We start from the raw sequence: 21,604 nt of genomic DNA, 5'->3' as shown, positions 1-21,604 counted from the left end.
CCGAGGCGAGCAGCCTGCCGCACCAACGTCCCAGCCAAAACGAAGCACAGACGCCGCACGCCCGCATCGGAGCGCCCCGTCGAAGGACAGGCGATCGGACACGCACCTCTTTGGAAAGGAGGCAGATCCAAGAAAACGGCAGGGGCGGATTGCGTCCGCCCGCGGCGAGAGGAAGGGACATGAGAAGGAGAATGAGAGCGACAAGGGATCCGCGCCCCCGCAAGAGGCGCGGCGAGCATCCGAGCTGGGTGATCGCGACGCTGGTGCTCGTGCTCAGCTGTCTGATGGGCATGGCGCTGCCCCGGGACGCCCGTGCGGTGACGAGCCCGTTTCCGGCAGTCACCATCGACGAGATTGCCGAGGACGAGTTCGAGGACCCCGGGTACGCCTGGTCCATAGGCTTCGAGGAATCTCAGGTCATCGAGGGCTTCAGCCGGGAGGAGAACATAGGGCAGTACCTCAGCGCGGGAGGCCATGTGTCCGAGGGGTTCCGCAACGAGTACGTGGGAACCCCGGGCTACGCCGCGTTCATCGACGGGAACACGGAGAAGGGGTCCTTCTCGCTGCGCTACACGGGTGGCAGCTACGAGGGCACGCCCATCGATGCCATCGTCACGCTCGAGGACTGGACCTATCGAGAGCCGCCGGGAGGATTCTCCTCAATCCCGCAGTACGGCGGCGAGAGCTCCTACTGGGAGACCTTCAGACCCGGAGTCTACATCGCGGACGAGTGGCACACCCTCGCCGATTCCGGAGAGGGAATAGACAGTTGGAACTTCTATACCCTCGGCCTTGACGAGCTGGTGGTGAGCGTGCGCTTCGTCCATGCGGGAACGTCGGACCCCGTGGAGATGATGGGACACCTCACCACGACCGACCTTGACGTCTACCAGCGATTCTCCTTTGGCGGCGCGTGCACGAGGGGAAAGATCGCCGCAGACAACGACGTCCTCGAGATCGTGGACAACGGGACCACGGTCGACTCAGGCGCGCACTGGCTCGACGACCAAGAACCCGTTGACTACAGGAACGGCCTCGTCGAGGCGTACTTTGACACCACGGGAGACCGTGCCGACGAGCCCCTGCTGTTCTGGTTCGGCACCTCGTGGGGCGCGGGGGACACGGCGGAGTCGGTGTTCTTCCTCAACACGGAGTACATCACCTCTCCCCCGCCCAACGACGAGCCAACGGAGATTGTGAAGTCCGCCGACAAGACCGGCGAGGACAGGATCTCCATTGACGACGAGGTCGAGTACACCATCGACTACACCGCACACGAGCAGGGCTTCAACTGCCGGTGGGGCTACCACTATACGGCGCTCGACCTCGTGGACGTTCTGCCGGCGGAGATGCGCTACGTGGACGGCTCCGGACGCCTCTACGATTCCACGGGCGCCGACGTCACCGAGCGCGCGGGCACCGTCATCTACGAGGGAGACAACGAGAACCCGACCGAGAACACGGTGCGCTTTGAGTTCGAGGCAGACTACCTGCAGCAGATGCCCATGGAGGGCGAGCACTACCGCTTTGTCTTCCGGGCAGTGCTCACGGAGTACCCAGCCAACGGCTATCTCTTTGTCACCAACGGCTCCTATGCGCTCATCAACAGGACCGAGAAGAACCACTCCAACGAGGTCGTGACCAACCTCCTCGAACCGGTCCTCACGGTGGACAAGGGGGCGGACGCCTATGAGTACGAGGTCGGCGACGTCGTCTCCTACAGGGTCGCCTACCTGCAGACCGTCGAGAACGCGCAGGCCCGTCAGACTATCGTCTCCGACAACCTCCCCGAGTTCCTCGAGCTCCTGCCGGAGACCGTCCAGGCCACGGGGACCAAGGACCTCCCTCCCATCGAGACGAGCGGCAACGAGTGGTCCCTCGACTTTGACAAGTTCAACTTCGGGGACGAGCTCGTGGTCACCTACCAGGCGCGCGTTCGGCAGTCCGGCAACGGCGAGGAGATCGTCAACAACGCGGGCATCCACGCCAACAACGCCATGGACGCCGACGACCCGGAGGAGATCTGGGCCAACACCGCCAAAGTCGAGGTCACCAAGGACGTGGACCGCTACGAGGGTTATGTGGGCCCCTCGGACGAGGACCCGGGCTTCTTCGAGTACGCCGTGACGCTTCGCAACACCCAGGCCGGCACCGTCGCCAACGGCGTCGTACTCACCGACGACAGCCTCCCCGAGGGCATGAGGCTCGGTCGGAATGACGACGGCTCGCTCATGATCACGTCCGTGAGGGAGAACGACGCCGAGGTCCAGATGAATAAGGACCAGGACCGGTACTCGGGCTCGCTCTCCGACATCCAGTACCGCGTGGGCGAGGCCGCGGACCAGGACCCACACGAGGGCGACTTCGAGCACGACCAGACCGCAGCCGTGACGCCCCAGTGGAGCATCAGCCCCAAGGGCACCGGCTGGAAGATGACGATCGACCACCTGGCATCCGGCCATGACATCAAGGTCGTCTACCGAGCCTACCCGGAGGGCTCCGTCTCGGGCTGGGAGATCGAGAACAGGGCCGAGGTCACGGCGGACAACTCCCAACCTGACGATGACATTGCTGTCGTATGGGTGAACCAGCCGCACTTTGCCATCGACAAGCAGGCGTCCAACGACCGCTTCCAGGTGAACGACGAGATTCTCTACAGCGTCAAGGTCACCAACACGACCCCCGGCACGCTCGGGCGCAACGTCGTAGTCTCCGACCTCGCCCACACGCAGGGCGTGGAGCTCCTGCACGACACCATCAGGGTGTACGACACCACCGGCAGAGACATCACCGACACCTGCACCGTCTCCTACAAGAACAACCCCCATGACGCCGAGACCTTCATCGTGGAGACGCACCGCGACCTCGTCGCGGGCATGACCGATGACGTGCGCGACCTCTACGAGCAGCTCATGGCCTGCACGGACGAGGCGAGCTTCGACGAGACCTGCGCCCAGATCCGCCAGGCCGTCGAGGACGACAAGGGGGCGGACCACGACAGCGTCACTGAGGCCGTCCCCGGTCGCCCCACCTGGCGCGACGGCGCCATCGAGTGGCTCGACGGCTCCAACCCGCTCGGCATCGACTGGGAGAACCCGCGCATGGGCAGCCTCTCCTGCGAGACCGAGCTCGTGGTCGAGTACCGCGTCAAGATCAACGACGGCGAGCTCGCGGGCCAGACGGTCGACAACACGGCGCTCGTGGTCTCCGACGAGCCCAACACCTCCACGACCGACGACGAGGTCGTAGACGTCAAGGGGCCGAAGCTCGTCATCGCCAAGTCCTCCGACAGGGACCTCTACCAGGTGGGCGAGACCGCGCGCTACACCCTCGTGGCAACGCAGACGCGCGAGGATAACGTCGCGAAGGGCGTCGTAATCTCTGACCTCATGGACGAGCGCGACGTCGCCTCCATCGTCCACGGGTCCGTGAAGGCTACCGGCCCCGACGGGCAGCCCATCGCGGTCGAGCCCGAGTACGTCTCCGACGATTCCGGCAAGATCGTGGGCTTCACGCTCGCGACCGGCGTCGACCTCGCGGACGAGGAGTCCGTCACGGTCACCTACGACGTCACCTTCGAGAAGGCCGGAACGACGCTCCACAACGTCGCCCAGGCCAACGCGACCAACACGGTCGGCGGAACCGACGACAACCTCGTCAGCGTCGTCGACCCCTACGCCACGGTCACGCTCGACAAGTCCGTCGACAGGGAGACGGCCCGCTTCATGGAGTGGGCCACCTACACCATCAGGGCCCAGGTGGCCGACAGTCCGGCAAAGAACGTCGTGATCAGCGACATGAGCCTTCCGGACTCCATGCCCATCGACAAAGACTCCATCACCGTCAAGAAGGACGGCGCGGACGTCACGCACGACGCGCTCGAGTGGGACGGCAACGGCTTCTCCACCCACCTGGGAGACCTCGAGGCAGGAGGCGACGTCACCATCACCTACCGCGCCCAGGTGCGCGACGAGTCCCACATGGGAACCAGCGTGACGAACGTGGCCAGGCTCACGAGCGACTCGCTGGACGAGCCCCTCGAGGATGACGCCACGGTCCGCGTTGCCGACGAGGGCGAGACCGTCCTCGACAAGGCCGCCTCCGTCACGAGCGCTCAGGTTGGGGACTCCATCGTCTACGCCGTGGTTGCGACCGCGGGCGCAGACCTCACCGAGGCGACCCTCTCCGACTCCGGCCTTCCCGGGGGCATCGCGATAGACCCGGAGAGCCTCAGGGTAACGGTGAGCGGCGAGGAGGTCATGTGCGAGCCCATCTTCGAGGGCACGGACTTCTCGGTAGCGCTGGGAGACCTGAGCGCCGGGGACGTCGTGGAGCTTGCCTACGAAGCCGTGGTCGAGTCCCTGCCCGAGGAGGTGGAGGACCTGACGAACACCGCCTCCCTCCAGAGCCCCGACCTCCCGGAGCCCGCGGAGGACACCGTGGTGGTGGACGTCACGAGGGACGAGGAGGAGCCGGGAGACGACCCCGAGGGCGAACCGAGGGAAATCATCGCCAAGGAGGCGGACGGGGAAGAGGCGAACGTCGGAGAGGACGTCGCCTACACCGTCTCCGTCACCCCGGAGAAAGACCTCACGAACGCGGTGGTGACCGACTCCGGCCTGCCCGAGGGCACGGCCATAGACGAGGACAGCATCGTCGTGACGGTGGCGGGCGAGACGCTCGAGGACGTGGCCCCGTCCATGGACGGCACGGGATTCTCCATCGAGCTGGGAGACCTGGTCGCGGGAGAGACGGTCGAGGTCTCCTACCGCGTCACCGTCGAGGACGACTCTCTTGCCGGGACCACGCTCGAGAACACGGCCACGCTCGAGGCGACGGAGCTCGACGAGCCCCTCTCCTCCACGGAGGAGGTCCGCGTGACGGGCGAGAAGGACAAAACGGACGAGACGATCGGCCCGTCCGGACCGACCTCGGGAGGCTCTGGGGTGACGGCCTCGGACGGAGGATCCCTCCCCGGCACCGGAGAGGCCGACCCCGCGCCGCTGCTCGGCGTGTTCGGGGCAGGAGTGGCCGTCGTGGGCGCGGCGCTGAGGGTCCGCCATCTCCTGAGGAGACGGCACTAGGCGCTTCGGTCCAGGCATGCTCCACCCCAGCATCGTGGACCGAACAGCGCAGGTGCGGTGCGGGAGTGCGGGCTAATATCCTGCGACCCCTGCTCAAGTGCGGCCACGCTCCCGTGCTTCACACGCAAGTGCGCCCTCTGAGTGCGCGACAGAGCGCACTCAGAGGGCGCAGAAGGAGGTGCGGCCAGTCACTCGGATTGTGGCGAGAGGTGCGGGCGGAAGGCCGCTAGTTGAACTCGGGGAGGTAGTCCTTGTGGGCCTCGCAGAGCTCGTCGAACACCTCGTTGGCAACGGCATCGGAGTCGCAGAGCTTGTTGGCAACCAGCGCCGCCACGGCCACGTCCTTGTTGCCGGTCACGGCGGCCTCTGCCACCATGCGCTCGAAGCTCTTGATCATCTGGATGGTGCCGTTGATCGCGGGCGAGAGCTCTCCCACCACGATGGGCTTAGGGCCGTCCCCGGTGATCACGCAGGCGCACTCCACGGCGGACTCGTAGGGCAGGCTCGTGACCGTGCCGCGGTTCTGGACGTCCACGTACTGGACGTCGCCGCGGTCGTTCACGATGGAGTCGATCACGGAGCAGGCGGCATCGGAGTAGTGGGCGCCGCCGCGCTCCTCGAGCTGCTTTGGCTTGACGTGCAGCTCGGCGTCCTTGTAGAGCTCGAAGAGCCCGGCCTCCAACTGCTTGACAACCTCGGCGCGCACGCCGTGGGCCTGATAGTCCTTCTCGAGCTGCTCGAGCTCCTCGCGCGTGGAGAAGTAGTAGTTGAGGTAGGACACCGGGATGGCGTGCAGGCCGCGGACCAGGCGGTTGGACCAGGGGATCGCCATGATGTTCTTCATGGTGCCCAGCTCGTCGACAGGCAGCGTGCAGTAGCGCTCGAGCACCTCGTCGAAGCGGCTCTTGCCGTCGATGAAGACGTCGGTCACGAAGAAGTGGTGGTTGAGGCCGGAGAGCTCCATGCGCACGCGGTCGGGGTCCACGTCCATCCACTTGGCAATGCCAAAGCGCATCGAGATCGGGCAGTTACACAGACCGATGATCTTCTTCCAGTTGGTGTAGCGCAGCACGGCCTCGGTCACGATGCCCACCGGGTTGGTGAAGTTGACGAGCCACGCGTCCGGGCAGAGCTCCTCCATGTCGCGGATGATGTCGAAGATCACGGGAATGGTGCGCAGGGCCTTGAACATGCCCGCGGCGCCGTTGGTCTCCTGGCCGATCAGGCCGTGCTTGAGGGCGATGCGCTCGTCCTTGATGCGGGCGTCGAGCTGCCCCACGCGGAACTGTGTGGTCACGAAGTCGGCGCCGGCGAGCGCCTCGCGGCGGTCGAGTGTGAGGTGCACCTCCATCGGCAGGCCCGCGGCCTTGACCATGCGCTGGGCGAGGCCGCCCACGATCTTGAGCTTCTCTTCGCCCTCGGGGATATCGACGAGCCAGAGCTCGCGCACCGGGCAGGAGTCATAGCGCTTGATGAAGCCCTCCACAAGCTCCGGGGTGTAGCTCGAGCCGCCTCCGATGGTGGCGATCTTGATCGGGCGGCGCTCCGGGGCGCCCACGTTCTTCTCGGCCATGTTCTGGCTCCCTTCTGTCGGAATAAGCTGTCAGATTTCTCAAAAGGGCGCTACCGTCTCCGGCAGCGCCCTTCAAAGTGCGATGTGCATGCGGTTGTCGCGGCGCGGCGGCGCCGACGTCGCTCAGGCTACTCGGCCACCTTGGCGCGAAGCTCGATGAGCTCGCGGTAGACGTTGGCGAAGTTCTGCGCCATGAGCTTGCAGGTCTCGGCGCCGGCCATCTGGTCCTCGGCGTGCAGGAGCAGCAGCGGGGTGCTCTTGCGCTCGCCGTTGGCCTCGGCCGTCAGGAGCTGCATGTGAACGTCGTGGCCGCCGGCATAGGCCTCGTCGCCCTGCTTGACGAGCTCGGCCGCCGCCTCGAAGTCGCCCTCCTGGGCCTTGGCGATCGAGTTGATGTAGCAGGACTTGGCGGTGCCCACGCAGCTGATGATCTGGAAGCAGATCATCTCCATCTCTTCGTCCATTGGAGTCCCTCCCCCTGTCTTGGTGTCGGTCTCGCGGAACTAGCCGAGAAGGGCGGCGATGTCGTCGAGGATCTTCGGCGCGTTCATGCGGCCGTAGTCGACCATCGGGATGACGGTGACGGGGCAGCGGCCGTTGACGGCCTTCTCGAAGTCGCCCTTGGCATAGCCGATCTGGGGCCCGAGGAGGATGACGTCGGCCTCGTCGATGTGGTCCATGGCCTCGTTCATGGGACGGGCCTCGATGGTCACGTCCTGGCCGCGGGACGCCGCCTCCTTCTGCATCTTCTGCACGAGCAGGCTCGTCGACATACCAGCGTTGCAGCAGAGCATGATCTTCATGGGACGCTCCTTTCTCTGGGGCTTGCGCCCCGACTCAGCCCTTGCGGGCAAACGTGCAGTTCAAAGGTAATGCTAACTCAAAGGGTGAGCCGCAGGCGCAGGGAGATGTGGATTCGCCTGCGGCCCCGGGATGGTATCGAGCGGCGCGCGCTACTCCGCCATCTCAAACTGCTTGCGCTGGGCAGCCTCGGAAGCCTTCATGAACGGGATGTAGATCACCACGTAGAGGGCAAGGAGGACCACCTGCAGGACGGCCGCACGCCAGTCCATGCCCGTGGAGAGCAGGCCGGAGGCGATGATCGGCGTGGTCCAGGGGACCTGGATGCAGGTAGGGCTGACGAGGCCGATGACCGTGGCAAAGTAGCCGACGAGGATGCCGATGATGGTGTTGAGCACGAACGGGACCATCAGCGGGATGTTGAAGACGATCGGGTAGCCGTAGATGACCGGCTCGTTGATGTTGAAGATGCCGGGCAGGAGGCCGAGCTTGGCGATCTCCTTGGAGGGCTTCCACTTGCCGCAGATGAAGGTGGCGATGAGCAGGGCCAGGGTGCAGCCGGAGCCGCCCATGAGGGCGTACACGTTGATGACGTTCATGTTGAGGTAGAGGTCCGGGCGGGCGATGACCGCGTCTATGCCGCCGGTGGCGTAGAGCTCCATGGCCTCGGTGAGGACGATCGTGAGGACGGGCTCGACGAGCACGCCGTTGATAGTGGACTGGTGGATGCCGAGGGTGAACAGGAACACACCGAGCGAGTAGATCACCACGAGGCCGATCGGGTTGGTGGTGAGGGCTCGCAGCGGGGTCTGGATGAAGGTGTTGATGAGAGCAGTGACGTCAGTCTGGAAGCCTGCGTAGAGAACCATCGAGAGCACGCCGAAGGCGCCCAGGGTGAGCAGCATCGGGATCAGGACGTTGAAGGACTTCTCGACCGCGGGGGGCACGCCCTCGGGCATCTTGATGCGCAGCTTCTCGACGCCCGAGACCTTGATGAAGAGCGTGGGCGCGAGCAGGCCGATGATGATGGCGGTGAACATGCCGTTGGTACCCGTGTAGTTGGTGATGAAGGCACCGGTGACCGCAGCGGAGGTGACCTCATCGGTGACGAGCGGAGAGGTGGCGGCGAGGTTGGCCGTCACGGTCTGCGGCATCATGATGAAGAACACGGCGAGCGAGACGACAACGCAGGAGATCGGGTTGTCAAAGCGCTTGTTGGTGGCCAGGCTGTAGCCGACCATGCCGCACAGCAGGATCGCGGAGATCGAGAGCGCACCCTGGGAGAGCGCGGCGCCCCAGTACTGGGCGGTCGCCAGGATGTCGGCGTTGGGGAAGATGCCCGGGCTCGCGGGGTTGACGCTCCACAGGAACGTGAAGAGGACGTTATTGAACAGTGCCGCAAGACCGGCGAGGATGAAGACCGGCATGATGGTGGCGAAGCCGTCGCGCAGCGAGCGGAGGTGCACCTGGTTGCCGATCCTTGCGGAAACCTCCGAGAACTTGTCAAGGAAGCTCTGACCGTTGGCCATTGTTTTCACTCCTTACCTTTAGAACAGTGCCTACTTCAGACGCTCCCTCTCCCTGAAGAGCGCGTCCCTTGCAACAAGATTGGTCGTGCGCCGCCGGGCGGCGCGAGGGATACGCCGGCGAGAAGGACGGAGGCTGGCCTCACCGTCCTTCTCGCCCGCGCAAGAAGGAGGACTTACTTGACGACGTGCGACGTCGCGACCTCGGTGAGCCAGGCGGCCGACTTCTTGGGCCTGCGCTCGTAGTTCTCCATGAGGTCGACCTCGACGAAGCCGTAGCGGTTCTTGTAGGCGTTGGCCCAGGACCAGTTGTCGATCATGCCCCAGTAGTGGTAGCCCACGCACTTGGCACCGTCGGCGATGGCGCGGGAGATCCACTCGAGGTGCTGGCGCACGAAGTCGACGCGGTAGTCGTCGATGACCTGCTGGGTCTTCGGGTCCTTGTTGAGGTACTCGCGCTCGATGCCGATTCCGTTCTCGGAGACGTACCACTCGAGCTCGGGGTACTCGTTCTTGCACTTCATGCCAAAGTCGTAGATGCCCTTGGGGTAGATCTCCCAGCCGCGGGACTCGTTCATCACGCGCTCGGGCCAGATGTAGGGCTCGGCGAAGAGCGGGTTGCCCCACTCGTCGTGGCTCCTGGAGGGAGCCTGGACGCGGCTCGGCTGGTAGTAGTTGCAGCCGATCCAGTTCACCACGCCGCTGGCGAGGACCTGGTCGTCATAGGGGCGGATGGGCAGCACGATGCCGAGGTCCTCGGTCAGGGTCTTGATGACGTCCTCGGGCAGCGCCCCCTTGGTCACGAGGTCGAGCCACCAGCGGTTGGTGAGGCCGTCGTTCATCCGCAGGGCCTCGAGGTCGGCCGGCGTGGGGTCGTCCTTGGTGTAGGAGGGGCTGAAGTTGCAGATCATGCCGATGCGCGCGTCCGGGAGCATGCGGCCCTCGGAGACGGCCTGGTGGTAGCGGGCAACTGCCAGCGCGTGGGCGATCGAGATGTTGTACTGGGCGGTGCAGGCCTCCTGGAAGCTGTGGTGCTGCGGGTACCAGATGGGGTGCCAGTAGCGGTTCTCGGGCTCGACGATGGGCTCGTTGAACGTGAACCAGCAGCGGACCTCCTGGCCGAACTCACAGAACGCCTTGTAGGCGTAGTTGGCGTAGGCCTCGCAGACCTCGCGGTTGAGCCAGCCGCCGCGGCGGTAGAGGTAGGTGGGCAGGTCAAAGTGGTAGAGGTTCACAAAGACCTCGAGCCCGGCCTCCTTGGAGGCGGCGAACAGCTCGTGGTACCACGCCGCGCCCTCGGGGTTGATGTTGCCGTCCTGGTCGAGCAGGCGGCTCCACTGGATCGAGGTGCGGTAGTTGTCCATCCCCATGCTCTTGAGAAGGACGAGGTCCTCCTTGTAGTGGTGCATGAAGTCGTTGCCCACGTAGGAGCCGACCTGGTTGTAGAACGAGCTGATGTCCTCCATGGACCAGGTGTCCCAGAGGTTCTCCAGCTTGCCGCCCACGTTCCATCCGCCCTCCGTCTGCGGACCAGACATGGCCGCACCGAAGAAGAAGCTCTCCGGTAGGGTAAGCTCTGACATGTGCCCTCCGTTCAACAGTGCTCCTGTAATTCTCGCGTGACGCCTTTTCAGCTATCACGCTTTGTTGGCATGATTATAGCGCTCTAATTATTTCTAAGGAGGGGGATTTTCTAGGTATAGAAGCGCGATGCTTGGGCCATAATAGGTACAACAGCGCTAGCAAATCGTTTCTACCAGCGGTTTATTGGCTGTTTCGTGAGCGCACTGCGGTGAACGTTCGACATTTTTTTTCGATGATTTGGCGAGAAGAACCGTTGACGGCTCATTATCTACCGTTCGCGGGCGGCAGGAGTGGCGTCCCGAGCACCGAGGGAGGTCGCCATGCTGAAGTACCAGGCCATCGCAGCGGACATCCAGCGCAGCATCGAGGCGGGCGCCCTGCGGCCAAACTCGAAGCTCCCCACCGTGGTGGAGCTCTGCGAGGCCTACGGCGTGAGCAAGATCACCATCAAGCGCGCCATCGACCTTCTCACCGACAAGGGCCTCATCTCCAGCAGGCGCGGCTCGGGCACCTACGTCAAGAACACCACCGAGCTCTTCGAGCAGACCGGCATCGAGCGCATCGACGGCACCGCGGCGGACGTCGACGACGACTCCTTCGCGTTCTCGCACTCCGACCGCGCCGCGGGCTTCACCAAGGAGCACGAGGGCGAGGGCAAGAAGATCTCCTCCGTCGTATACGACTTCTCCATCGTGAACCCGCCGGCGAACATCGCCCGCCACCTCAGCATCCACCCGGAGGACTTCGCGTACCACCACTGCCGCGCGCGCTGCCTCGACGATCAGCCCATGGTCATCGAGTACACCTACATGCCGCTCGACCTCATCCCCGGCCTCAAGCGCTCGCAGCTCTACGCCTCGGTCTACGACTACATCCAGAACACCCTGGGGCTCAAGATCTCGAGCTTCCACCGCATCCTGCGCGCCGTCCCCGCCACCGAGGAGGAGGCCGAGCGGCTCGACACCAGGCCGGGCGTCCCCATGCTGGAGATCGCGCAGGTGGGCTTCCTCGACGACGGCACGCCCTTCGAGTACTCGGTCTCGCGCTACGAGGGCACCCGCGGAGAGCTGAGGGAAGTCAACGTGGTGTAAAACTTGACAAGGGGACAGTCCCTTTGTCAAGTGGCTCAGTCGTGGTGACCCCGACCGGAGCCGTGATGCCCCTGGGAGGATGACGCTCCCCCGGGCGACGCGACATCCGTCTCGGTGTCGGCCGAGTCATATCCCTCGCAGAGGTCGCGGAGCTCGCGCATGGTCATCTCCGAGGCGCCCTCGGCCGAGAGGTCGACGCCGGAGTCGACGAGCTCCCGCCAGACGCGCCACCTCCCCACGCCCATCCCGGCGTCGTGCGCCGCGTGGTGCTCCTCCTCGCTCGCATGGTCGCAGCGAACCTCGCCGGCAGATCCCGCCAGGCACTCGTGGCTCGCGGACGATATCGCAGCGTACTGTCGCTCGTCGTCGCACGAGACCGTCACCGAGACCACGGAGCCGTCCGTGAGATAGCCAGCCTCCTCGAGCTCCTCCCCCAGCGCCTCGACGGCGTCCTCGTAGCCGCGCCACAGCACGCTCGCCTCCGAGAGCACGCGCTCGCCGTCCTCGTTCAGCGCCTTCGCGCTCACCACACCGTCAAAGCGGTTCACACCGAGCTCGATCGAGGGGTTGACGTCGATGTCCACGTAGGCCGTGGGAGTAAGGGCCACGTACGCCCCGCCCACGCCGAGAAGGGCGAGGACGAGGCAAGCCACGGCGGCGGCGCGCGGGACGAGCCACCGGCGACGCGCCGCACGGGCGTCGAAGGGGACGATCTGCCCTCCCGCCGAGAGGTCGGGGGCGCCCTCGCTCTTCTCGGCGCGACGGGCGTCCTCCACCCTGGCGAGCGTCCGGGCCTTCAGGTCCTCCGGGGCATGGACGCCCTCGAAGGCCTCGATCACGCGACGCTCCGCCCCGTTCCGCCTGGCACCGCTCATGACAGCACCTCCCTGAGCCTTCTCTTGCCGCGGGAGATCCAGGAGTAGACCGTCCCCACCGGCATGTCGCAGATCCTGGAGATCTCCCGCGCGCCGTACCCCTCCACCAGAGAGAGGTAGAGCTGGGTCCGGGGAGGGTCCCCGAGCTCGTCCATCGCGGCGAGCACCTCGCGCAGGCCGGTTTCCGAGGGAGCCTCGGCACCCAGGCCCTCGTCCCCCACGCGCTCGAGCCGCTCGTCGAGCGAGACGTCCCTCCTGTGCGCAGACCTGAGCTGGTCCTTGCACCCGTTCATGGCCACGCGCAGGAGCCACGCGCGCTCGTGGGAGGCGTCGCGGAAGGGCTTGTCGCGACGCGCGAGCTTGAGGAACGTCTCCTGGAAGACGTCCTCCGCGTCGCACGCGGGCAGGTAGAGCAGGCACGCGCGCCACACGGCGTCAGCGTGCTCGCCCATCGCGCGCTCCACGTCCCGCGAGTCCCTCACGCACCCTCCTAGCGTCCGTCTCCCGTCACATGCTACCAGCCGCAGCGCCCGCAGCGATGCCCGGCATGGTGGCCGGCGCCATGGCAGATGCCTGCTCCGCGTCCCTCGCCGTCCGCCCGGTTGTCGCAGACGCCGTCGCCGTCGGCGTCGACGTATCCGCAGCCCCCGCCGCGGCAGTCATCGGCAACGCGACAGCCCTGCGTCTGGCACCACTCCGTCGGGCAGCACTCCGTCGGGCACGAGCCGCCCGACCCCGCCGCGCCGCGCCCCGTCGCGAGCGCCGGCTGCGCCGCGAGTCCGAGCCCCGCCAGCGCAAGCGCCCCGGCAACCGCCAGCGCCGCCCTTGCTCTTCTCAGCATCTCTACCACCCTCTCGTGTCCACGGGGCATCCGCCCCTCACTACAGACACGATTCAGGGGGCCAGATTCTTGCACGGGACAACGATCTTTTTTTCGGGGGGCGCCCCCGCACGAGACGTGCGTTCGCGCCGGGAGCGAGGCGCCAGGAGTGCGGGCAAATCCGGGGCCTCGCTGCGCCAAGTGCGGCCAGTCTCTCGGTCGAAACGCGCAGGTGCGCGCAAGGAGTGCGGGCCAGACCGCACCTACAACAGACATCGAGAAGTGCGGGGCCGCTCCCGGCAGACATCGAGAAGTGCGGTCGCACCGGAGGGCAACAACGAGAAGTGCGGTCGCACGCGAAACCTAGCGACGACGGCGCCGGCGGTTCTCCCTCAGGATGTCCTGGGCAACCCAGACGCCCAGGACAAAGGCGACCAGGTAGCCGACGAACCCGATGATGGGGATGCCAAAGATGACCGGCTGGATGCGCGCGTAGTAGACGACCGAGGAGCCGATGAAGAGGCCCGCCACGATGACGCTCATCGTGAGGCGGTTGGCGATGCGCGAGACGTCCTCGAGCGGGTCCTCGGTGCCGGCGAGGTCGAGGTTCACGCGGAGCTGGCCGCGCGTGAGCATGCGCATGGCAAGGCCGAGCTCGCCCGCCGCGCCGAGAAGCCCGTGCGTGGCGGCCACGCTCTCGCTCGCGAGGCGCTTGAGCTCGTCGGCGGTGAGCTGGTCCAGCGCGGTGTGGGCGCGCACGTGGCTCTGGATGATGTCCACGATCGAGGCGTCCGGCAGGAGCTGGTGCACCACGCCCTCGAGGGTCACGAGCGAGCGCGCGAGCATGGTGATGGAGCCGGGGAGCTCGATGCCGTTCTTCTGCGCCATGGAGATGATCGAGTTCATGAAGGCGCCGATGTCGAGCTCGGAGAGGTCGGCCGTCCCGTAGTCCGCGACGATGGCGTCGAGGTCCGCGAGCAGGTGCGCCTGGTCAACGTTGGCGATGCTCGAGACCGAGAAGCGCATGAGGCCGTCCGCGAGCGCGGCGGAGTCGCGCCTGCCCACGGCGAGCACCATGTCGCTCACGGCCTGGCGGTCGTGCGCGGAGAGGCGTCCCATGATGCCGAGGTCCATGTAGACGATCTTGCCCCCGCGGATCACGAGGTTGCCCGGGTGCGGGTCCGCGTGGAAGAAGCCGTCGTCGAGCATCTGGGTGGTGTAGTTGTCCGCGAGCTTGGTGCCAATCTCGGCGAGGTCGTAGCCCTCGGCCACGAGGCGCGCGGTGTCGTTGATGGGGATGCCCTCGACGTAGTCCATGACCACCACGTGCCGCGTGCAGAGCGCGGGATAGGGCTTGGGGCAGTCGATGAAGGCGCAGCCGGCGTTGTTGCGGCGGAACTCCTCGAGGCTCCTTGCCTCCACGAGGAAGTCCGTCTCCTCGCGGAAGGACTGCCAGAGCTCGTCCACCACGGACTGCAGGTCGACGAACTGGTCGTCCCCCATGAAGCGGCTCGCGTAGCGCGCGAGCGAGCGGATGATGGAGATGTCCTGCGCCATGATCTCCTGCACGTGCGGGCGCTGTATCTTGACGGCCACGAGCTCGCCCGAGACCAGGCGCGCCTTGTGGACCTGCGCCACCGAGGCCGAGCCCAGCGGACGGTCGTCGATGGCGTCGAAGATCTCCTCGAGCGGGGTCTCGTACTCCGCGCGGATGGCCTCGATCACGGTCTCGCGGTCCATGGGCTCCACGCTCGTCCTGAGCTTGCCCAGCTCGCGCGTGAAGCTCTCCGGGAGGATCTCGGACCTCATGGAGAGGATCTGCCCCGCCTTGACGAAGGTGGGCCCCAGCTCCTCGAGCATGCGACGCAGCCCCTCGGGCGTGAGGCCGTGGAAGATGTCGTAGCGCCGGACGATCTTGACCATCTCGCCTATGCGGGCGAGGCGCGAGGCGGTGGTGAGCCCGTAGTCCTCCGCGCCGGCGGCGCGCCCCCCGAAGATGCCGATCGTCTGGGAGGGCTCGCGCCGCGCCTCGCGCTTCTTCACGGCGGCGTACCAGGCGTCGAGGATGTCGTCAGGGGTCTTGGAGGTGGTGGGCATCTGCCGGCGCGGCAGCTCCGTGCCCATGATGTTGCCCCAGGAGCGGCGCTCCTCGGCGGGGGCGGGCTCGGGCTTGGGGCGCGGGACGTACGCGGGGGCATCGCCCGCGGCGGCGGGCTCGGGCTCGGACGCTGCCGTCGATTCCGGCTCGGACACAGGCCCGGACGCGGGTGCGGGCTCCGGCGAGACGGCAGCAGACGAGCCGGCGTCGGGCGACGTCGCGCCCTCCGCTGGCCCGTCGTTCTTCTCGTCCTCTCTCTCGGCGACCGGGGCCCGGTTCTCCCCGAGCTCCCGGTCGTCCTCGCGTCCTGCTTGCGTCACGCGGCTCCCCTAGCGGCTACTTGTCGTCGTCCCCGGCCTCGTCCGCGGCCTCCTCGACGTCCACCTTCACGGCCTGGGCGTCGAGCTCGGCGGACATCTCGGCCACCTTGGCGGCATAGGCCGCCCGCTCCTCGGGCGTCATGGCCTCGAGGCGGGAGCGCAGCGCCTTGTCGGCGGTGCCGTCGATGACCTCCCTGGCCTTGCGCGTGAGCTCCTGGTTGAGCGTCTTGCCCTGCTCCACCGTGAGCTCGCCCTTCTTCACGAGGTCGTCGACCACCTCCTGGGACTTCTCGGCGCCCATGGCAACGGCGCCGACGCTGGCAAGGAAGAGCTTCTTCAGGCCCTCGGTCACATCGAAGTCAGACATGGTGTGCTCCCTTCTCGCGTTCTGGAGACGCCCGACGCGTCAGCTTTATGGTCACCCTTCTACCCATCCGGTGCGCCGGGATTTCGGTGACGGGGCGCTCAGCCGGGCAGGCGTCACTCGCGGCCGAGAAGAACCTCTCTGAGCCCCTCCACGCTTGACGCGACGGCGCAGGCGCCCGCGCCCTCGAGCTCCCCCGGGGCGGCCGTGCCCCCGTACGTGACGCCCACGCACGGCACCCCACAGGCGGCAGCGGCGTCGACGTCGTGGTAGCGGTCCCCCACCATGACGGCATCGGACGGCGCGAGGCCCAGCGCCTCGATCGCGCGGGCGATGGTCTGCGACTTGTCCGCCTGCTCGTCAGACGTCTTGCCGAGGCAGACGTCGAAGAGCCCCTCCACGCCGTTGTCCGCCACCGCCCGCATCACGAGCGGCTCGCGCTTGGACGAGGCGACGGCGAGCCGGCGCCCCGCGGCGCGCAGGTCCTCCAGGAGCTCGCGCACGCCCGGATAGAGCGGCCAGCCCTCGATGCCGAGGTCCTTGTAGATGGCGCGGTACTCGGCCGTGACCTGGCCCGCCTCCTCGGACGAGAGGCCAAAGACGAGGGAGAACGCCTGCGGGAAGGGCGGGCCTATGATGAGCGGCACGCGCTCGAGGTCCTCCTCGGGGACGCCGTGGGCGGAGAGCACCGTGCGCGCCGTGGCGCAGATGCCCTCCACCGTGTCCGCCAGCGTGCCGTCAAAGTCAAAGATCACGAGCTCGCGGCCCGTGACGTCCTCGCCCGTGAGCGCCATGAGGCCCCCTTCCCGCCGAATTTGCCGTGCCAAGCGTAGCACGTCGCGGCCGTTGCGGGCCGCACCGGCCCGAGGGGGCCGTCCGGCGAGTCATGAGGACAGACGCCGCGCACGGGGTATCATGGCTACATCCCATGACCTCTGGAGGGAACCATGCGCGTCGAGCCCATCACCTGCTACCGCCCGCGACCGGAGTCCGTCGCGGAGTTCGTCTCGCCTCCGTACGACGTCTTCGACCGCGCGGGTGCCGCGGCCTACGTGGCGGAGCACCCGTCCTCGTTCCTCGCGATCGACCGCCCGGAGACCGCCTTCCCGCCCGAGCACGACATGTACGCGGACGACGTCTATCAGAAGGCGCACGACCTCCTGGCGGAGCGCGTGGCAGACGGCACGCTCCTGCGCGACGGCACCCCGTGCTTCTACCTCTACCGCCTCGTGCGCAACGGCCGCGCCCAGACGGGCGTGGTGGCCGCGTGCTCCTTCGACGACTACAACAACGGCATCATCCGCCGCCACGAGCTCACGCGCAGGAGCAAGGAGGACGACCGCGCGCGCCACATAGAGGCGACGGGCTGCCAGACGGGGCCGATCTTCCTCGCGTACCGCGACAACCCCGTCCTCGAGGCGCTCATCGAGGCCGCCAAGACGGCCGACCCGCTCTTTGACTTCACGGACGAGGCCGGCGTCCGCCACACCGTCTGGCGCGTGGCGCGCCCGGCGGCGGTGGAGTCGCTGCGCATGATGTTCGAGCACGTGCCGCGCGCCTACATCGCGGACGGCCACCACAGGGCCGCCTCCGCGGCGCGCGTCTGCCAGCGGATGCGCACGGAGGCGGGAGGGCGCCACACCGGCACCGAGGCATACAACTTCCTGCTCTGCGCGCTCTTCCCCGCGAGCCAGCTCACCGTCTTGCCCTACGACCGCGTGGTGGCGGACGCGGGCGGCCTCTCGGAGGACGAGCTCGTCGCGGCGCTCGAGGGGGCGGGCTTCGTGGTGGGGCCCCGCCGCGGGACCGCCGTCGAGCCCTCCGTGCGCGGGCGCCTGGGCATGTACGCCTTCGGCGCGTGGCGCGAGCTCTCCTTCGCCGGCGAGCGCCCGGACGACCCGGTGGCCTCGCTCGACGTGTCGCTCCTGCAGGACCGCGTGCTCGGGCCCGTCCTCGGCGTCGGGGACCCGCGCGAGGACGGGCGCGTCTCCTTCGTGGGCAGGACCGCCGGCACCGCAGGGCTCGAGCGTCGCGCCGGCACGGGGGGCGTGGCCTTCACGCTCTTCCCCACCTCGGTGGCCGAGCTCATGGACGTGGCGGACGCCGACCTCCTCATGCCGCCCAAGTCCACGTGGTTCGAGCCCAAGCTCATGAGCGGGCTCTTCATCCGGCGCGTAAGCCATCGGGAGAGCGTGCTCGACGCCGCCAAGAGGCGCCTGGAGCAGCAGGGGTAGGCCGCGGGCACGACGCGCGGGGCGAGAAGGACGAGGGAGGTGCCATGTCAGACGAGACCAGCGGCCGCGGAAGGCTGGGCAGGCTCTTCGCCGCGCTCGTGAGCGTGGACGACGACCCCCTGCCCAACGTGGGCGAGGACTCCCCGGACGGCGCGAGCGCACCGGACGGCAACACCACCGTCCTCGACGTCGAGGGCCTCTCGCGCTCCCTCGCCGCCTCGCCCGACCCGATGGCGCTCCTATCCGGCCTCGTGGTGGACGTGAGGGGCCGCATCGGGGCAGACGCCTCAGGCGGCTCCCCCGTGCTGCCGCCGAGCCCGCTCGAGGTCCACCTCGCCACGCGCCTCGTGGAGGCGGGCCTTCTCGAGACCGACGTCGAGCTCCCGAGCCTCCACGTCGTCCGGCCGCGCACCTCCGATCTCTTCTACCTGCGCCTTGACGATTCCCAGGTCTCATACCTCGCGCTCGTCCGCGTCATCCGCATAGAGGCCGCGCTGAACTCCGTGCTCCTTGCCAGCCGCGTGCTGCCGAGCCCCGACGACGCCACGCTGGAGGAGATCGTGCGCGCCGAGCAGCGCGTCGCCCGCTCCGTGACCGCGCAGGTGGCGGACGTGGTCTCGCACGCCGACGCGCCCGCCGTGGGCGAGTGGGACGTCCGCCGCGCCCTTGCCCTGGGCGTCGAGTCCTTTCGCCTCCCCTATCGCCTCACCGCGCGCTTCCGCGTGAACGTCGCCCGCGGCACCGCCGCCTTCGAGCTCGACCTCGTGCCGCCCGACGCCTGGGCGGCAACGTGCTACGTGGACGGCCTCGGCATCGTGCCCGCCACGCGAGAGATGCGCCGCCGCGCCGCGACGGACTACAACGCCCGCCTCGCCGTCCTGGCGGCGGGCTACGCCTTTGCCGTGGCGCCACAGGTCTCCGAGGTGTGGATCGCCGGCGTGGTGGACACGTCCTCTGACCACGCCTGCTACTACTCCGGCACCCTCAGGCGCTCGGGACTGGCCGAGGTGGACCTCACGGGCTCCTTCGACGCCCTCGCCGTGCTGCGTGCGGCGGGCTTTGCCCTGGAGGAGGACGACAGGACGCTCTCGCCGGTCCGCCAGACCTTCTCGCTCGACGACGAGCGGCTCTGCCCGCCCGAGCGCTACGACCCGCCGGAGCTCTCCGAGCGCACGCTGGGAGGGGCCGCGGCGAGCGCCCTGGGGTGCGCGCGCGTGGACGGGCTCTCTGCCAACGAGCGGGCACACCGGCAGCGCGTCGCCTCCGAGCTCGTGAGGGAGCTCGGCGACTCCACCGAGAAGAACGTGCGCATGCTGCTCTCCGCCGCGCGCGAGGACGGGCACGAGGACGTGCTCGACGCCGCCCGCCGCTGCGCCTCGATGCTGGTGGAAGGCACGCTCCCGGACGACCCCTTCGCCATCGAGGAGGCACTCGTGGAGGGGACGGACCTCGCCCGCGCCTGCTCGCGCGCCCGGGACGCCCTCGTCTCGCGCGACCTCGACGCCGCGGGGCGCGCCGTGACCGAGGCGCTCCTGCCTGTCGACGGGCTCGGCACCTATGACGACACGGATACCGTGAGCTGGCGCTCGTTTGGATCGTACACGGACCGCGCACTCTACAACCGGCTCCTTGCCCGCCCCGGCGAGGAGTGCCGGCTCGCGCCGGCACCCTACCTCGAGGCCCACATGATCGCCGCAGCGGCCGACATCGCGCGCGGGCGGGTTGAGAACGCCGTCGCGCACGCCCGACGCGCCGCGGAGGTGGCGCCGCTCTCCTCGCAGGCGAGCGCGAACCTCGCCCAGTGCCTCGAGGCAGCGGGAGACACGGAGGCGGCCGAGGAGGAGCTCAGGCGCCTCCTCTCGCTCGCGCACGACCCCGAGGGCCTGGGCATCGGCTACCTGGGGATGGCGCAGCTCCAGTGGCAGCACGGCCACGTGCTCGCCGCCCAGGCGTGCTACCAGCGCGCGACGCGCCACCTGGGCGCCCCCGCCCTCATGGCGGGACTCGCCGTCGTGGCGCTCATCGGCCACGTTGGGCTCTCCGCCGGGAGCTCGCTCGAGGGGGACCAGGCCGACTCCGTCCTGCGCGCGGCGGGCATACCGCTCGCCCCCACGGAGGAGGTGGGCACCGCGCTCCTGGAGGCTGCCCGCGCCGCCACGAACGCCGGTGTCTTCACCGTGGCGCGCGACCTCATGCGCGAGCTCTGCGCCCTCTCCCGCGACGACGTCCACTTTGGCATGCTCCGCTCGATCGAGGACGAGCCGGACCGATGACGCCGGGCAGCAGCGCGAAGCGCCGGGCGGGCCTCTGGCCGCCGTCCTTCTCGGCCGCGATTCTCGACTTCGACGGCACGCTTGCAGAGACCTGGCACCTCTGGCGCCGGGTGGACGAGATCTTCTTCTCCTCGCGGGGGCTCGAGTTCGACGAGGACGCCTCGGCCATGCTGGCCACGCTGGGCTTCGCCGCAGGGGCGCAGTGGTGCGTGGAGCGCTACCGCCTGCGGGACGAGGTCTCCGACATCGTGGACGAGTGGAATCGCCTGGGGGCGGCCCTCTACGAGACCTCCGTGGAGCTGCGCCCGGACGCCGAGGCGTACCTTCGGGCGCTGAGAGGGGCGGGCGTCCCGCTGGCCCTTGCCACCACCAACGACCCGCACGTGCTGGGAGCGATGCGGCACGTGGACGTCTACGGCCTCTTTGACATGGTGGTCTGCGGGCGCGAGGTCGCGCGCGGCAAGGACCATCCGGACATCTACCTCGAGGCGGCTCGTCGGCTGGGCGTTGCCCCCGAGGGCTGCTGCGTCTTCGAGGACATCCTGCCCGGCGTGATGTCCGCCCATCGCGCGGGCATGCGCGCCGTGGCCGTGCGCTGCGAGGACCCGCGTCAGCCCTGGGGCGAGCTTCGCCGCGAGGCGGACCTTGCGATCGAGGGCTGGGAGGGGCTCGTGGGCTGAGGCCAGACGGCCAGGCCAGGCGCGCCGCGACCTTCTCGCCCCGAGCGCATCTCTACCGGCACCCCGTCCTCCGCCGGCGACTCCCCACAGGCGTTGCGCTCCTCGCAGGCATGCCGCTCTCCCCCGGAGTCCCCTCTCACGCGGCGTCCTGCGAAATCCCCTTGCGACTGGGCAACATCTTTGATGGGCTCGCCATCTTGCGGGCAAGCGCAAGCGGAGAGATAAAGTCCCGCTTGTTCTTCTCGTCAGAAAGCGGGCGCGATTGGGCAGCATCTTTGATT

The 21,604-nt window shown here is 67.9% G+C and carries 16 protein-coding genes; 5 read left to right on the top strand and 11 right to left on the bottom strand.

Features of this window, described 5'->3' with window-relative positions; genetic code table 11:
• The first annotated feature begins 191 nt into the window (after positions 1-191).
• Positions 192-5,084: an isopeptide-forming domain-containing fimbrial protein gene (locus B5F79_RS04005; RefSeq protein WP_143786239.1), complete on the top strand. Its 4,893-nt coding sequence runs from the start codon at positions 192-194 to the stop codon at positions 5,082-5,084.
• A 226-nt stretch (positions 5,085-5,310) separates the two neighbouring features.
• On the opposite strand, the gene B5F79_RS04000 is transcribed toward B5F79_RS04005, so the two are convergent.
• The 5 genes from B5F79_RS04000 to B5F79_RS03980 form a co-directional block, all read right to left on the bottom strand.
• Positions 5,311-6,657, bottom strand: coding sequence for a 6-phospho-beta-glucosidase (locus tag B5F79_RS04000; RefSeq protein ID WP_087217738.1), 1,347 nt, complete (start codon positions 6,655-6,657; stop codon positions 5,311-5,313).
• A 128-nt stretch (positions 6,658-6,785) separates the two neighbouring features.
• Positions 6,786-7,121, bottom strand: coding sequence for a PTS lactose/cellobiose transporter subunit IIA (locus B5F79_RS03995; protein WP_087217736.1), 336 nt, complete (start codon positions 7,119-7,121; stop codon positions 6,786-6,788).
• A gap of 39 nt (positions 7,122-7,160) precedes the next feature.
• Entirely contained in the window at positions 7,161-7,460 is a 300-nt protein-coding gene (locus B5F79_RS03990; RefSeq protein WP_087217734.1) for a PTS sugar transporter subunit IIB, read from the bottom strand.
• Between the two features lie 150 nt (positions 7,461-7,610).
• The gene (locus tag B5F79_RS03985) at positions 7,611-8,987 is read right to left on the bottom strand and encodes a PTS sugar transporter subunit IIC (protein WP_087217732.1); all 1,377 of its coding nucleotides are present in this window, start codon (positions 8,985-8,987) and stop codon (positions 7,611-7,613) included.
• A 173-nt stretch (positions 8,988-9,160) separates the two neighbouring features.
• Positions 9,161-10,567 (bottom strand): glycoside hydrolase family 1 protein, encoded by a 1,407-nt coding sequence (locus tag B5F79_RS03980; protein WP_087217730.1) that lies wholly within the window; start codon positions 10,565-10,567, stop codon positions 9,161-9,163.
• A 321-nt stretch (positions 10,568-10,888) separates the two neighbouring features.
• Between B5F79_RS03980 and B5F79_RS03975 the strand changes: the two genes are divergently transcribed.
• On the top strand, positions 10,889-11,659 hold the full coding sequence (locus B5F79_RS03975) for a GntR family transcriptional regulator (RefSeq protein WP_087217728.1): 771 nt from the start codon (positions 10,889-10,891) through the stop codon (positions 11,657-11,659).
• 35 nt (positions 11,660-11,694) lie between these two features.
• Here B5F79_RS03975 and B5F79_RS03970 read toward each other — a convergent pair whose 3' ends face one another.
• The 6 genes from B5F79_RS03970 to B5F79_RS03945 all read right to left on the bottom strand — a co-directional run bounded on the left by B5F79_RS03970 (position 11,695) and on the right by B5F79_RS03945 (position 16,930).
• Positions 11,695-12,534, bottom strand: coding sequence for an anti-sigma-I factor RsgI family protein (locus tag B5F79_RS03970; RefSeq protein ID WP_087217726.1), 840 nt, complete (start codon positions 12,532-12,534; stop codon positions 11,695-11,697).
• On the bottom strand, positions 12,531-13,016 hold the full coding sequence (locus B5F79_RS03965) for an RNA polymerase sigma factor (RefSeq protein WP_206391024.1): 486 nt from the start codon (positions 13,014-13,016) through the stop codon (positions 12,531-12,533). The genes B5F79_RS03970 and B5F79_RS03965 overlap by 4 nt, the downstream gene beginning before the upstream one ends.
• 32 nt (positions 13,017-13,048) lie before the next feature.
• Positions 13,049-13,375 carry a hypothetical protein gene (locus tag B5F79_RS03960; RefSeq protein ID WP_087217725.1) on the bottom strand — a complete coding sequence of 109 codons (327 nt, stop codon included), beginning with the start codon at positions 13,373-13,375 and terminating at the stop codon, positions 13,049-13,051.
• 342 nt (positions 13,376-13,717) lie between these two features.
• Positions 13,718-15,772 (bottom strand): AarF/UbiB family protein, encoded by a 2,055-nt coding sequence (locus B5F79_RS03955; RefSeq protein WP_241147245.1) that lies wholly within the window; start codon positions 15,770-15,772, stop codon positions 13,718-13,720.
• A gap of 16 nt (positions 15,773-15,788) precedes the next feature.
• The gene (locus tag B5F79_RS03950) at positions 15,789-16,139 is read right to left on the bottom strand and encodes a phasin family protein (protein ID WP_087217723.1); all 351 of its coding nucleotides are present in this window, start codon (positions 16,137-16,139) and stop codon (positions 15,789-15,791) included.
• Positions 16,140-16,252: 113 nt separating this feature from the next.
• Complete coding sequence (locus tag B5F79_RS03945; RefSeq protein WP_087217721.1) at positions 16,253-16,930, bottom strand: HAD family hydrolase; 678 nt, start codon at positions 16,928-16,930, stop codon at positions 16,253-16,255.
• Positions 16,931-17,083: 153 nt separating this feature from the next.
• Here B5F79_RS03945 and B5F79_RS03940 point away from each other — a divergent pair, with 153 nt between their 5' ends.
• The 3 genes from B5F79_RS03940 to B5F79_RS03930 are packed head-to-tail and all read left to right on the top strand — an operon-like array spanning position 17,084 to position 21,323.
• On the top strand, positions 17,084-18,370 hold the full coding sequence (locus B5F79_RS03940; protein WP_087217719.1) for a DUF1015 domain-containing protein: 1,287 nt from the start codon (positions 17,084-17,086) through the stop codon (positions 18,368-18,370).
• A gap of 44 nt (positions 18,371-18,414) precedes the next feature.
• Complete coding sequence (locus B5F79_RS03935) at positions 18,415-20,643, top strand: tetratricopeptide repeat protein (protein WP_087217717.1); 2,229 nt, start codon at positions 18,415-18,417, stop codon at positions 20,641-20,643.
• On the top strand, positions 20,640-21,323 hold the full coding sequence (locus B5F79_RS03930) for an HAD family hydrolase (protein WP_087217715.1): 684 nt from the start codon (positions 20,640-20,642) through the stop codon (positions 21,321-21,323). The genes B5F79_RS03935 and B5F79_RS03930 overlap by 4 nt, the downstream gene beginning before the upstream one ends.
• Positions 21,324-21,604: the final 281 nt, after the last annotated feature.

The sequence above is a fragment of the Olsenella sp. An285 genome, from assembly GCF_002159625.1.
Lineage (GTDB): Bacteria > Actinomycetota > Coriobacteriia > Coriobacteriales > Atopobiaceae > Thermophilibacter > Thermophilibacter avicola.
The sequence above is the reverse complement of the archived record's forward strand: the minus strand, read 5'-3'. Positions and strand labels throughout refer to the sequence as shown.

Coding starts and splice junctions, on each gene's coding strand:
- B5F79_RS04005 (WP_143786239.1), top strand. CDS start 192: ATGAGAGCGACAAGGGATCCGCGCCCCCGCAAGAGGCGCGGCGAGCAT.
- B5F79_RS04000 (WP_087217738.1), bottom strand. CDS start 6,657: ATGGCCGAGAAGAACGTGGGCGCCCCGGAGCGCCGCCCGATCAAGATC.
- B5F79_RS03995 (WP_087217736.1), bottom strand. CDS start 7,121: ATGGACGAAGAGATGGAGATGATCTGCTTCCAGATCATCAGCTGCGTG.
- B5F79_RS03990 (WP_087217734.1), bottom strand. CDS start 7,460: ATGAAGATCATGCTCTGCTGCAACGCTGGTATGTCGACGAGCCTGCTC.
- B5F79_RS03985 (WP_087217732.1), bottom strand. CDS start 8,987: ATGGCCAACGGTCAGAGCTTCCTTGACAAGTTCTCGGAGGTTTCCGCA.
- B5F79_RS03980 (WP_087217730.1), bottom strand. CDS start 10,567: ATGTCAGAGCTTACCCTACCGGAGAGCTTCTTCTTCGGTGCGGCCATG.
- B5F79_RS03975 (WP_087217728.1), top strand. CDS start 10,889: ATGCTGAAGTACCAGGCCATCGCAGCGGACATCCAGCGCAGCATCGAG.
- B5F79_RS03970 (WP_087217726.1), bottom strand. CDS start 12,534: ATGAGCGGTGCCAGGCGGAACGGGGCGGAGCGTCGCGTGATCGAGGCC.
- B5F79_RS03960 (WP_087217725.1), bottom strand. CDS start 13,375: ATGCTGAGAAGAGCAAGGGCGGCGCTGGCGGTTGCCGGGGCGCTTGCG.
- B5F79_RS03950 (WP_087217723.1), bottom strand. CDS start 16,139: ATGTCTGACTTCGATGTGACCGAGGGCCTGAAGAAGCTCTTCCTTGCC.
- B5F79_RS03945 (WP_087217721.1), bottom strand. CDS start 16,930: ATGGCGCTCACGGGCGAGGACGTCACGGGCCGCGAGCTCGTGATCTTT.
- B5F79_RS03940 (WP_087217719.1), top strand. CDS start 17,084: ATGCGCGTCGAGCCCATCACCTGCTACCGCCCGCGACCGGAGTCCGTC.
- B5F79_RS03935 (WP_087217717.1), top strand. CDS start 18,415: ATGTCAGACGAGACCAGCGGCCGCGGAAGGCTGGGCAGGCTCTTCGCC.
- B5F79_RS03930 (WP_087217715.1), top strand. CDS start 20,640: ATGACGCCGGGCAGCAGCGCGAAGCGCCGGGCGGGCCTCTGGCCGCCG.